Source organism: Nonomuraea sp. NPDC003709, assembly GCF_040610775.1.
In the GTDB taxonomy this organism is placed as follows: Bacteria; Actinomycetota; Actinomycetes; order Streptosporangiales; family Streptosporangiaceae; genus Nonomuraea; species Nonomuraea angiospora_A.
Window position 1 is genome coordinate 1 of the sequence record NZ_JBEXMW010000065.1, and the last position, 11,900, is coordinate 11,900.

The window sequence follows — 11,900 nt, forward strand, 5'->3', positions numbered from 1 at the left end:
GGTCTTGATCGAACGGGTGCCGAGCATCGCCGCCCGCTGGTCCGCGCCGACCCGGTCAACCCCGGGCAGGCCGTGCAGGAAAGCTCGCAACGCCGCCTCCGAAGAGGCCACGTCCGCGAGCGAGGTGGTCGCTACGCTCATCGCGATCGGGTCTTTCTCGTGCGTGAGGGGGCCGGCCAGCCGCCCGGCGGGGCGGTGGAGGCGCGTTCGATCAGCTTGGTGTCCAGGACGATGCGGCTGGCGCTGCCGCCGGCCTCTTCGGGGTCGAGCCGGCGCAGCAGCAGGCGCATGGCGAGCACGCCCTGCTCGACCATCGGCCGGTCGATGACGGTCAGGGGCGGCCTGAGCAGCGGGCCGGTGTCCAGGTCGTCGAAGCCGATCAGGCTGATCTGGCCGGGGATGTCGATCCGCATGTCGTGCAGTGCCTTGAGCACGCCCAGCGTCATGAGGTTGTTGGCGGCGAAGATGGCGGTGGGCGGCTCGGGCAGCGACAGCAGGGACAGCGTGAGCTGGTAGCCGCTGTGCTCCTTGAAGTCGCCGACCAGGTCGTACTCGGGCGGCACCTCGATGCCCGCCTTGGCGAGCGTCCCGACGAACCCCTCGCGCCGCAGCCGCCCGGGGGTGGTGTCCAGGGTGCCGCTGATCGCGGCCACCTTGGTGTGCCCGAGGGCCAGCAGGTGCTCGGCCGCCTGCTTGCCGCCGCCGTCGTTGTCGACCAGCACGGCGTCGAACCGTTCGCCGCCCGCCAGGTCGCGGTCCACGAACACCAGGGGCACGTCGGCGTCGCGCACGTGCAGCGGCGTCTGGTCCTGCTCGGTGGCGGGGGCGAGGATGATGCCGTCGACCCTGCGCACCAGGTCCGCCAGCACGTCGTCCTCCTGCTCGCCGCTCTCGTCGCTGTTGGCGAGCAGGATGCGGTATGGCTCCGTACGCGTGACGGACTCCATGCCCTTGACCACCGCGGCGAAGTACGGGTTCGTGATGTCCGGGACGACGACGCCGATCGTGTTGGTGCGCCCGGACTTCAGCGACTGCGCCGCGGCACTCGGCCAGTAGCCCAGCTCGTCGATGGCGGCCTGGATCGCCTCGTACGAGCGCACCCGCTGGCCCCGCAGGAAGCGCGAGACCGTGGCGGGAGAGACCCCCGCGCGAGCTGCTACGTCATGGATGGTGACCAAGTGAGCTCCAAACTGAAATCGATGTCAGTGATGATGGCAGGATCCGGCCACGGAGTGTCAATGGCATGTTTCCAAGTCGTTACTTCCACGGACATTTGCCCAACTCAGGGCCCCGTCCGGCCGCTCTCCCCCTGGAGTTACTGAAACCGTTGTCAGTAGAACGGGCGTGGAGGAAACATCGGATGTAGTAGCGCTCAACAGCGCGGCAGCAGATCCCCTGGAGTCCCCGTCCGGCACTCCCGCCCGATACCGGCTCAGTGGCCAGGGCCTGGGCTGAGACAGCAGATGCAGGCCAGGGTGCGCGACTGATTCGCAACTCAGGAAACCCTTGACCACATCCGATGTTTCGCCTACGTTACCCGCAAGTCGAGAGTTGCGAAATCTTTCGCATAGCGCCAACACGACAGAGGGTGTCACGGATGTCCGATTCCCGTATCGACGAATTCCGGCAGCGCAGGTTCGGCCTGTTCATCCATTGGGGGCTCTACGCGCTGGCGGCGCGCCACGAGTGGGTCAAGCAGCGCGAGCACATGTCCGACGAGCAGTACCAGCGGTACTTCGAGCGCTTCGACCCCGATCTGTACGACCCCGACGCCTGGGCGGAGGCCGCGCAGCGCGCGGGGATGCGCTACACCGTGCTGACCTCCAAGCACCACGACGGCTTCTGCCTGTGGGATTCGGCCCTGACCGACTACTGCGTGAGCGGCACGCCGTACGGCAAGGATCTGATCGGCCCGTTCGTGCAGGCGTTCAGGGGCAGGGGCCTCGGGGTCGGGTTCTACTACTCGCTGCTGGACTGGCATCACCCGGACTTCCCGATCGACGGGCTGCACTCGTCGTACGTCGAGGGCGGCACCTTTCCCGACCGCGATGTCACGAAATATGCGGATTATCTGCATGGGCAGGTCGAGGAGCTGCTCACCCGCTACGGCCCCATCGACACGCTGTGGTTCGACTTCTCCTACGCCGGCCGGGTCAAGCAGGGCAAGCCGGTCTACGGCGGCAAGGGCAAGGCCGAGTGGCGCTCGGAGGAGCTGGTCGACAAGATCCGCCGCATCCAGCCGGACATCCTGATCAACAACCGTCTGGAGCTGCCGGGCGACTTCACCACGCCGGAGCAGTTCCAGCCCCCTGCCCCGCTGTCGACGGTCTGGGAGGCCTGCCAGACGCTGAACGGAAGCTGGGGCTACGACCGGGACAACAACGCGTGGAAGTCGCCCGGCCTGCTGATCCGGATGCTGATCGACTCGGTCTCCAAGGACGGCAACCTGCTGCTCAACGTGGGGCCCAACGGCCGGGGCGAGTTCGAGCCCCGGGCACTCGACACGCTGCGGGAGATCGGCGACTGGATGCGGCTGCACAGCCAGTCGATCCACGGCGCGGGGACGAGCGAGTTCCAGGCTCCCGAGCACTGCCGCTACACCCAGCGCGGCGACCGGCTCTACGTGCACCTCTTCTCCTGGCCGTACCGGCACCTGCACCTGCCGGGGCTGGCGGGCAAGGTCCGCTACGCGCAGTTGCTCAACGACAGGTCGGAGATCCGCATGTGGACGCCCGACCCGAAGGTCGACAACGGGAACGTCAACTTCTTCACGATCCCCGAGGGCACCCTCACCCTCGAGCTTCCCGTGGAGCCGCCGGACGTGGCCGTCCCGGTGATCGAGCTCTTCCTCTGAACAGGCTGAAAGGCGATACCCCCCATGGACAACCCCCTGCGCGGCCTGAACACCACCGGCCTGAACCGGCGCCAGGTTCTCAGCCTCGCCGCCATGGCGGCGGCGGCCGTACCCCTCACCGCCTGCGGGAGCGGCGAGCGCACCCGCCAGGCCGGCCCGGCCTCCTCGACCGCCTCGGCGTCCGGCAACTCCGCGGTGATCAACCCGGACCGGCCGGAGAGCGCGCTGTTCCCCTACGCCGAGGCGGAGAAGCTCTTCGACTCGCTGCCCTGGCCCAAGACCAACGTGCCGGAGCCCACGTCCAAGGTCACCGTCACCGTCGCGATCATCCCGGGTCAGCGGCACGAGGTGCGGCACGCGCAGTTCGCCAAGTTCATCAAGAAGCGGCATCCGAACATCGAGATCAAGGTGGAGGTCACGCCGTTCGACGACTTCCGCACCAAGTACCTGACGGGCGCCGCCAGCGGCGTGCTGCCCGACATCATGTACTCGCAGTTCCAGTGGGGGCAGAGCTTCATCAAGAACAACCTGTACCTGCCGCTGGACGACTACATCGCGGCCACGCCCGAATTCAACCGCGCGGACTTCTCCAAGGCGGCGCTCAGCTACTGGGAGCGTGACGGCAAGCTCTACGCGCTGGGCACCGACTCGGCGCCCAAGCTGCTCTTCTACAACAAGGAGATCCTCGACAAGGCGGGCGCCAAGGCGCCCGACGCCTCCTGGACCTGGGACAAGCTCATGGAGGCGGCCCGCGGGCTGGTCTCGGGCACGGGCGCGCAGAAGATCTTCGGGTTCACGCCGGTGCCCAAACCCACCAGCGACCTCACCGCGACGTTCCTGCTCGCTCACGGCGGCCGTTACCTGACGGCCGACGAGACCAAGTGCGTGATCCAGGAACCGGCCAGCCGCGACGTGCTCAAGCGCTGGATCGACCTGCTGATCAAGGACAAGGCGATGCCCGACCTGGCCGAGACGCAGGCGACGGCGAAGGTGGAGCCGTTCACGCTGGGCCGGGGCGCCCTGTACGTCGGCGGCGCGTGGAACATCGTCACCCTGCTCACCCTGCCCGCCGAGCAGCAGTTCGAGTGGAGCCTGACGCACGTGCCCAGCGGCCCCGAGGGCCGCTTCACCCCGGTCCTGGGCAGCGCCTTCGGCATCACCAGCAGGACCCGCAACCCCGAGGCGGCGTGGATCGTGCTCAACTCCCTGCGCTCCTACGCCGGCCACCGCTTCTTCCTCGACACCCCGCCGTCGCGGCTGTCGGCGTTCGAGGACAACCTCCAGGACCTCAAGCTCGACAAGGAGGTCATCGACACCACCAAGGACTCGTTGCACAAGTACGGCACCAGCGACGGCGTGCTGAGGCTGCCCGCGACGCCCAAGCTCGAGGACCTGACCAAACCGATCTGGGAACGGGTCATGTCGGGGTCGCTGTCGGTGGACGAAGGGCTCAAGCAGGTCACCGAGCGGGTCACGCCGATGCTCGCGGAGAACGTCTGATCATGGCCGCCTCCCCGCTGGTCCGGCGCGAGGCCCGCCGGTTCCACCTGTTCGCCCTGCCGTGGAGCATCGGCTTCGTCTTCTTCACCGGCGGGCCCATCGTCGTGTCGCTGGTGCTCAGCTTCACCCGCTACGAGCTGCTGTCGTCGCCGCAGTGGGTGGGCCTGGACAACTACGCCCAGCTGCTGCGCGACCCCGACTTCTGGATGGCGACGAAGAACACCGTGTACTTCGGCGCCGCCTCCGCCGCGGCCGGTGTCGTCTACAGCCTCGCCGCGGCGCTGCTGCTCAACATCAAGGTGCGCGGGCAGGCGATCTTCCGGACGATCATCTACATGCCGTCGGTGATCTCCGGCATCGCCACCGCCCTCCTCTGGATCCACGTGCTCCATCCCGACTACGGCCTGGTCAATTACCTGATCGGCCTGGTGGGCATCCAGGGGCCCGGGTGGCTGACCGACGCGAGCTGGGCGATCCCCGGCCTGGTCATCATGACGACCTGGACCACCGGGAACGCGATGATCATCTTCCTGGCCGGACTGCAGGGCGTGCCCGCCTCGCTGTACGAGGCCGCGCACATCGACGGCGCTGGCTGGTGGAGCAGGTTCAGGCACGTGACGGTCCCGATGATGTCGCCGGTCATCTTCTTCAACCTGGTCGTGGGCTTCATCGGCAGTCTGCAGGCCTACCAGCTCATCCTGTTCATGACCGACGGCGGGCCGGCCAACTCCACCCTGGTCCTGGGCCTGTACGTCTACCGCTACGCCTTCAAGTACTTCGAGATGGGCTACGCCTCGACGATCGCCTGGGCGCTGTTCTTCCTCGTCATCGTGTTCACCGTGATCCAGTTCGCGCTCGCGCGCCGCTGGGTCCACTACGAGGTCAAGTAGGTCACCAGATGGCAATCAAGGTCCTGCCCGCACAGGCCCGCCCGGTGGAGAAGCGGCCCGTGGCCCCCGCCCAGGCCGAGCGGATCCGCCGGGTCCAGCGCCTGACGGCCTACGCGCTCCTCGTCCTGGCCTCGGCGGCCAGCCTGCTCCCGCTGCTGTGGATGCTGACCACCGCGCTCAAGCCGTCCGGAGCCGTGCTGGAGTTTCCGCCGAGGTTCCTCCCCGACGTCTTCACCTGGTCCAACTTCCCCGACGCGTGGACGAGCCTGCCCTTCAACACCTTCCTGGTCAACAGCGTGGTGGTGACCACGCTGTCGATCGTGGGCAATCTCATCTCCTGCATCCTGCCGGCCTACGCCTTCGCGCGGCTGCGCTCGCGGGTGCGCGGCATGGCCTTCGCTCTGATGCTGGGCACGATGATGATCCCCGCGCAGGTGGTCATCGTGCCGAGGTTCCTGCTGTTCTCCCATCTGGACCTGGTGGACACCTTCTGGCCGCTGTTCCTGCCCAACTTCTTCGGCACCGCGCTGTACATCTTCCTGCTCAGGCAGTTCTTCGCCACGATCCCGCAGGAGCTGGTGGAGGCGGCGCGCATCGACGGCGCGGGGGAACTGCGGATCCTCTGGCGGATCATGATCCCGCTGTCCAAGCCGGCGATCGCGACCGTGACGCTGCTGTCGTTCGTCGGGGCCTGGGGGGAGTACATCGATCCGCTCATCTACCTGCGCTCGACGGAGAACTATACGATCCCGCTCGGCATCTCGCTGTTCCGCGGCCAGTACGCCGACGACTACAACCTCATGATGGCGGTGTCCATCCTTGCGCTGGTCCCGGTCATCGTGGTGTTCCTGGCGGCGCAGAAGTACTTCATCAGGGGCATCATGCTCACCGGCATGGCGGGGAGGTAGGAAGTCTCCGCCCGCGCCTTTCGAAACATAGCGAAAGTCGCGGGCCCGTACCTCGACCCAACCTGATGAGCCGAGGAGGCATCCGTCAGCCCGCCCACGCCTCCTTGCCGGTCGTGACCGGGCCGCCGGTCTTAGCCGACTCCTGGACGGCGAGGCTGATCAGGTGGTCCTGGCAGGCCTCGGCCAGCGGGTACGGCGGCGGGCCCTCCTGGCGGGCCCAGACGCCCGTGCGTTCGAGGAGGTCCGCGACCGCGATGTCGTCGTCCGACCGGGACGCGCCCTCGAACGGGTTGCGGTAGACCACCCGCCCGTCGAAGCTGATGTGCTTGAGGTCGCGCAGCTCCAGGCTGAGGTCGACGCCGGTGTCCCGCCGGATCAGCGCGGACTCCACCGGCGTCGTGGGGTCGACCAGCCGGATCACCCGGTCGTCGACCAGCTCGCCGATCGAGCCGCGCACCACGATGCGCCGCATCCGCAGGGGGTTCCACCACTGGTTGTCGGTGAAGTCGTACAGGCCCATCCTGCCGCCGAAGTCGAGGGTGGCGATGGTCGTGGTCAGCCGCTGCGGCGTGTCGTCGCCGGTCCACCCGCCGAACCCCAGCGGGTTGGCGAGCGGCGCCTCGAACGCGCCGGCGCGTACTTCGGCGGCGTCGAACCCGACGCCCAGCAGGCCGCGGATCAGCGACACCGCGTGGTAGAGGTGGGTCGAGGAAACCTGGACCGAGGTCGGCTCGCCGATCACGCCCTCCTGGACGAGCGCCAGCCGCGCCGCGTGCCCGGGCATCAGCAGATACTGCTCGGCCACCTGGACCAGGCCGGTGGCGCCCACGTCCCGCCACAACGAGCGCAGCCCGGCCAGGTCCGGCGCGGGCGGCGTCTCGGCGAGGACCGGAATCCCGTGCCCGGCCACCTCGCGGATCGCGTCCGGCATCGCGGCCCACGGCACCGCCGCGGCGAGGTAGTCGGGCCGCTCGTGCCGCAGCAGCTCGTCGATCGAGCGGAAGGCCGGCACGCCCCACTCGGCGGTGACCTCGTCGCCCCGCTCCGCGCTGCGGGTCACGACGCCGCCGACCCGCAGCCGGTCCGGCATCGCGGCCGCCAGCCGCAGGAAGAACCGGGTCCGCCGCCCGCTGCCGATCGCGCCGAACGTCGTGGTCATGAAACCGGACCTCCTCGGGAGCCGGAGCGATCTCGTGCCGGATCGACTCCGGAACAACATACTCGGCAGGCTCTGTCTCGCCCCGTCCGGGCGGCCGCTCGGCGAGAACAACCGACGGTGAACATTTCCGAACGGGCTGTCAGCGGACGACCCCTTAGGCAAGAATCGGTGGAGACCGTAATCGAGGAGGTTTTCCCTGTGCGCGCCGTTCTCACCGCCGTGCTCGCGACGCTCATCCTGTTGGCCACCGGGGCCGGTTCGGCCGGAGCCGCTTCATCCCGATCGTCCTTGCCCGGAGGAAAGGCCAACTTCGTGGTCACGCAGGGCTTCCTGCGTGCCTCATCCACTCAGAACTGGGTGCGTCTGGGGACGTACCAGTTCAAGGCCAACGGCACCGTCAGCGCGAACACCTACCTCTGGTGGCAGCGCAACCCCGAGGGCAGGCAGGCCACCGGTGTCGTCCCCGACTCCAGCTGCTCGACCAAGGCGGGCGGCTCCAGCACCCGGGTACGCGCCTGCGACGTGCTGACCGCTCCCGGCTTCCCCGGCTCCCCGGACGAGGCCCGCACGGGGACGTACACCGTGGCCGGCAACGTGGTGAGCATCAGGTGGAAGATCGCCCAGACCTGGACCGAGAAGTGGCGGGTGCAGCTGTCGCCTGACCGCAAGCTCGCGCAGCTGCAGCTCGCCGACAGCAGCCTGGCCACCAACGGGTACGGCTACGGCAGCAACGCCTCGCTCACCACCCGCCGCGCGATGAGCTCCGTGCGGGCCTTCGCCGGAGCCCTCAAGCAGGACCTGGTCTCCTGGTCGCGCAACACCATCGTCAAGTCCGACGGCCAGGTCTTCAAGCAGTCCTCCTTCCGCAGCTGCGCCACCACGACCTGGTGCCTGACCTACCTGCAGCCCTCCTCCCCCGGCGCCTGCCAGAAGGCCGGCGGCTGCCCCAACTTCGGCGGCGGCACCAAGGCGAACGTCAGCTCCATCCAGTACTACCTCACCAAGATCTCCAACAACGATCGCCGTGACACCCTGTGGCACTGGTGCACCTGCCTGGCCATGGAGAGCAAGACGTTCTGCTATTCGGGCAACTCGCACATCAAACCGCTGTTGCAGATCATCGACGACAGCGGAGCCTTCCGCGGCTGGGTCGGCGCCGAGGCCTCGTTCTACAACGGGTCCAGGTCCAAGGACATGATGGCCGTGTTCCGCATCTCCGACTTCCGCTGACGTCCGCGCGCCGCTCCTGACTGTCCCGGGTCACGGATTTGTCAACCACGATTCTCGGTAAATAGTCGAACTGCTCCCGTATGGCCTCGCGTATCTCCCGGAGACCGGACTTCCACCCGGGTCATGAGACTTGAAGGAGCAACACATGCGGAATCCGCTCGGGGGGAGCCGACTCAGGTCATGGCGAGCAGTCGCTTCCTTAGGGGGAAGCATCGCACTTGTCCTGACCGGCTCCTCACTGTCCGCGCAGGCGGGCACGATGGCGGCGGCGCAGACCATCGTCTGCCCCAGCGTGGCGGACAAGCTCCCTGAAATACCGGCGGCCGCCAGGGCCGAAGTCGACAGAAACCTGGCCCTCCTGGAAACCCAGATCCAGGAGGCCAACAACCGACTCGCCCGCTCAGCCGGAGAAGGAGGCCCCAACTTCGTCCAGAACGCCATCCTCGGCCCGCTGGCCGACAAGCGCGCCGCCACTCTCGACCGCATCGCCATCTCCATCGGCCGTGCCGGCCAACGCCCCACCGGCCTCAACAACCTGGCCACCTGCAGACTCACCGGCACTGCCAATGGCGGCAACAACGGCAATAACGGCAACGGGGGTAACGGCGGGAACGGAGGTAATGGCGGCAACGGAGGTAACGAGGGGAACGGCGGCAACGGCTCGACCCAGGCGCCGAACCCCGGGAACACGGTGAGGCCGACCCAGGGAACAGGGTCGGGATCCGGGCAGACCATCGTCTGCCCCAGCGTCGCGGACAAGCTCCCCGAAGTTCCCGCCGCCGCCAGGGCCGAAGTCGACAGAAACCTGGCCCTCCTGGAAACCCAGATCCAGGAGGCCAACAACCGACTCGCCCGCTCAGCCGGGGAAGGAGGCCCCAACTTCGTCCAGAACGCCATCCTCGGCCCGCTGGCCGGCAAACGCGCCGCCACCCTCGACCGCATCGCCATCGCCATCGGCCGCGTCGGCCAACGCCCCACCGGCCTCAACAACCTGGCCACCTGCACGCTCGGCAACGGCGGTAACAACGGCAACGGTGGAAATGGCGGCAACGGGGGCAACGGCGGAAATGGGGGGAACGGCGGCAACGGCTCCCCCAGCCCCAGCCCGACCGGTGGCCAAGGCGACGGCAACGGCAACGGTGAGGACCCCGCCAACGGCGTCGGGCCGTTCGCCCAGGACTTCGTCGACATCCGGCAGGTTCAGCCGGGCCAGTCCAACCTCGCCGAATTCGGGGCCGGCAGGAACGGCTCCCGCGGCACGTTCGTCGCCCAGTGCGGAAGGAACGAGAACCGCCACAACAACTCGGACAACTTCATCGTCACCCCCGGCGTGAGCGACGGGGCGCACCACCTTCACGACTACGTGGGCAACCTGACGACGGACGGATTCTCCACCGACGAGAGCCTGGCCGCAGGGGGTACGACCTGCCAGCGCGGCGACAAGTCCGCGTACTTCTGGCCCGTGCTCAGGGACCGCACGTCGAACGAGAACGCCGACGACGAGCACGGCAACATCGGCCGGGTGCTGACGGCCCGCTCCGTTCAGCTCCAGTTCCGCGGCAACGCGAGCTCCCAGGTCACGGCCATGCCGAGGTTCCTCAGGCTGATCACCGGTGACGCCAAGGCCGCGACGAACGGCGGGGGCAACGCCCGCGCCGCGTGGACCTGCACGGGATTCCAGAACCGGATCACCGACAAGTACCCGCTGTGCCCGCGCGGCAGCCAGGTCGTCCGGATCCTGGACTTCCCGAGCTGCTGGGACGGGCAGAACATCGACAGCGCCAACCACCGCACGCACGTGGTCTTCCCCGGCCAGAACGGCGCCTGCCCCCAGGGCACCCAGGCGGTTCCCCAGCTGCGCATGACCCTCGCCTACTCGGTGCCGCAGGGTCAGTCGTTCGCCGTGGACGCCTTCCCCGAGCAGAAGCACAACCCGATCACCGACCATGCCGACTTCGCCAACGTCATGCCCGACAACCTGATGCGCGTCGTCGTCGACTGCATCAACCGGGGCCGCCGTTGCTGATCTGACACCCGGCCGGACCATCCCCTTCCCGGGGGCGGTCCGGCCGTTCGGCTCTGATCATCCGGTGGCGAAGCGCTCGGGGCGGAAGTCCTTCAGGAGCGGATGCCTGGCGCCGGTGAGCACCTCGTACGCGGTGAGCTCGCCGGCGATGAGTCCCAGCGTCGCCCCCGAGTGGGTGAACGCCACATGGCACCCCGGCACCGCCTCCAGCTCGCCGAACACCGGCTCGCCGTCCCCCGGGATGGGTTTGCGGCCGAGCCGCCACGACGCCGCCTGGAGGGAGACCTCCCCCTGGAGCAGGGCGGACGCCTCGGCGAGAAGTTCCTTGACGTACGCCTCGTCGATCGAGCAGGAGACGTCCTCGTGCTCGACGATGTGCTCCTCGTACCAGGAGTGGTCGATCGCGAACGTCGAGCCGGGATGGGGGCGCATCGCGGCACGTGGGGTGTTCAGCACCGTCACGGCCTCGGTCTCGACCGGCTCCGTGACGACGAGCATGGACAGCGGGGACGCGTCCGGGAGGTTCACGCCGAGCTCCGCGAGCACGGAAGAGGTCTGCGCGCCGCAGGCGACGACGACGGCGTCACCGCTCCAGGACGTGCCGTCGGCGGTGCGTACGCCGCGTGCCCGGCCGTCCTCCACGGTCACCGAGCAGCGGCCCGCGCCGGTGACGAGCCGTCCCCCGCGCCGGACCAGCTCGTCCGCGAGCTCCTGGATCAGGTGCGGCAGGGAGACCCAGCCCTCGCCCGGGTTGTGGATCGCGAGCCCGCCACGCGGACCCGGCCGCACCCCCGCCACCCGCCCGCCGGCGTCCGCCCGGTCGAGGAGGTGGGACTCTTGACATCCACTCCGCCCTAAAGGACGGAGATTCCCGTCTGCCGCGCGTGTGGCTCCGGGTGGGTTACTGCTTCTTCGCGCGGTGCCGGAACAAGTCCCGGTCTTACCTGCGCTCCACAGTCGTTTAGTCTCTCCGCCTGTCCGGCGGCGAGGATGTTGATCGCTGCGTTGACGTCCCGATCGTGGGCCGCCCCGCACGGGCAGGTCCACTCCCGGATGTTCAGCGGCATCGACTCGGCGATGGTCCCGCACGCCGAGCACAGCTTCGATGAGGGGAACCAGCGGTCGATCTTGCCGAAGTGGCGGCGGTACCTGACGGCCTTGTACTCCAGCATGGCGACGAACTGCGACCAGCCCGCGTCGTGCACCGACGTCGCCAAGCGTGTGCGCGTCAGACCGGCCACCGCAAGATTCTCCACGTACACCGCTTGGTTGTCGCGGATGATCGTGGTGGAGAGCTTGTGTGCCCAGTCTCGGCGCGTGTTGGCTACTTTGG

At 68.3% G+C, this 11,900-nt stretch carries 10 protein-coding genes and 1 pseudogene; 6 read left to right on the forward strand and 5 right to left on the reverse strand.

What is annotated here, in order from left to right:
* Both ABZX61_RS65345 and ABZX61_RS65350 read right to left on the reverse strand, forming a co-directional pair.
* Positions 1 to 141, reverse strand: a pseudogene (locus ABZX61_RS65345) (deoxyribose-phosphate aldolase); the annotation flags it as partial.
* Positions 138 to 1,178 (reverse strand): LacI family DNA-binding transcriptional regulator, encoded by a 1,041-nt coding sequence (locus ABZX61_RS65350; protein WP_355213131.1) that lies wholly within the window; start codon positions 1,176 to 1,178, stop codon positions 138 to 140. The pseudogene ABZX61_RS65345 and the gene ABZX61_RS65350, both read right to left, overlap by 4 nt.
* A gap of 419 nt (positions 1,179 to 1,597) precedes the next feature.
* On the opposite strand from ABZX61_RS65350, the gene ABZX61_RS65355 reads away from it, so the two are divergent.
* From ABZX61_RS65355 to ABZX61_RS65370, 4 genes are read left to right on the forward strand one after another with little or no spacing between them, the layout of a single operon-like run.
* Positions 1,598 to 2,854: an alpha-L-fucosidase gene (locus ABZX61_RS65355; RefSeq protein WP_350727606.1), complete on the forward strand. Its 1,257-nt coding sequence runs from the start codon at positions 1,598 to 1,600 to the stop codon at positions 2,852 to 2,854.
* 24 nt (positions 2,855 to 2,878) lie between these two features.
* Positions 2,879 to 4,354: a sugar ABC transporter substrate-binding protein gene (locus ABZX61_RS65360; protein ID WP_355213133.1), complete on the forward strand. Its 1,476-nt coding sequence runs from the start codon at positions 2,879 to 2,881 to the stop codon at positions 4,352 to 4,354.
* 2 nt (positions 4,355 to 4,356) lie between these two features.
* Positions 4,357 to 5,244, forward strand: a complete 888-nt coding sequence (locus ABZX61_RS65365) for a sugar ABC transporter permease (protein ID WP_355213135.1) — start codon at positions 4,357 to 4,359, stop codon at positions 5,242 to 5,244.
* Between the two features lie 8 nt (positions 5,245 to 5,252).
* On the forward strand, positions 5,253 to 6,152 hold the full coding sequence (locus ABZX61_RS65370; RefSeq protein ID WP_355213136.1) for a carbohydrate ABC transporter permease: 900 nt from the start codon (positions 5,253 to 5,255) through the stop codon (positions 6,150 to 6,152).
* Between the two features lie 85 nt (positions 6,153 to 6,237).
* Here ABZX61_RS65370 and ABZX61_RS65375 read toward each other — a convergent pair whose 3' ends face one another.
* Positions 6,238 to 7,311 (reverse strand): Gfo/Idh/MocA family oxidoreductase, encoded by a 1,074-nt coding sequence (locus ABZX61_RS65375; protein WP_355213137.1) that lies wholly within the window; start codon positions 7,309 to 7,311, stop codon positions 6,238 to 6,240.
* Positions 7,312 to 7,509: 198 nt separating this feature from the next.
* On the opposite strand from ABZX61_RS65375, the gene ABZX61_RS65380 reads away from it, so the two are divergent.
* Both ABZX61_RS65380 and ABZX61_RS65385 read left to right on the forward strand, forming a co-directional pair.
* Entirely contained in the window at positions 7,510 to 8,541 is a 1,032-nt protein-coding gene (locus ABZX61_RS65380; protein WP_350727601.1) for a hypothetical protein, read from the forward strand.
* 259 nt (positions 8,542 to 8,800) lie between these two features.
* Positions 8,801 to 10,567: a DUF1996 domain-containing protein gene (locus tag ABZX61_RS65385; RefSeq protein ID WP_355213139.1), complete on the forward strand. Its 1,767-nt coding sequence runs from the start codon at positions 8,801 to 8,803 to the stop codon at positions 10,565 to 10,567.
* 57 nt (positions 10,568 to 10,624) lie between these two features.
* Here the strand turns inward: ABZX61_RS65385 and ABZX61_RS65390 are convergent, their stop codons facing one another.
* A complete protein-coding gene (locus ABZX61_RS65390; protein ID WP_355213142.1) occupies positions 10,625 to 11,524 on the reverse strand; it encodes an FAD-binding oxidoreductase in 900 nt (299 codons plus the stop codon).
* Positions 11,422 to 11,900 (reverse strand): RNA-guided endonuclease TnpB family protein (locus ABZX61_RS65395; RefSeq protein ID WP_355213141.1); only part of this gene is annotated, 479 nt, incomplete at its 5' end. The genes ABZX61_RS65390 and ABZX61_RS65395, both read right to left, overlap by 103 nt.

Excerpts from the sequence above, each read along its gene's own strand:
- ABZX61_RS65355 (WP_350727606.1), top strand. The coding sequence starts at position 1,598 with ATGTCCGATTCCCGTATCGACGAATTCCGGCAGCGCAGGTTCGGCCTG.
- ABZX61_RS65360 (WP_355213133.1), top strand. The coding sequence starts at position 2,879 with ATGGACAACCCCCTGCGCGGCCTGAACACCACCGGCCTGAACCGGCGC.
- ABZX61_RS65365 (WP_355213135.1), top strand. The coding sequence starts at position 4,357 with ATGGCCGCCTCCCCGCTGGTCCGGCGCGAGGCCCGCCGGTTCCACCTG.
- ABZX61_RS65370 (WP_355213136.1), top strand. The coding sequence starts at position 5,253 with ATGGCAATCAAGGTCCTGCCCGCACAGGCCCGCCCGGTGGAGAAGCGG.
- ABZX61_RS65375 (WP_355213137.1), bottom strand. The coding sequence starts at position 7,311 with ATGACCACGACGTTCGGCGCGATCGGCAGCGGGCGGCGGACCCGGTTC.
- ABZX61_RS65385 (WP_355213139.1), top strand. The coding sequence starts at position 8,801 with ATGGCGGCGGCGCAGACCATCGTCTGCCCCAGCGTGGCGGACAAGCTC.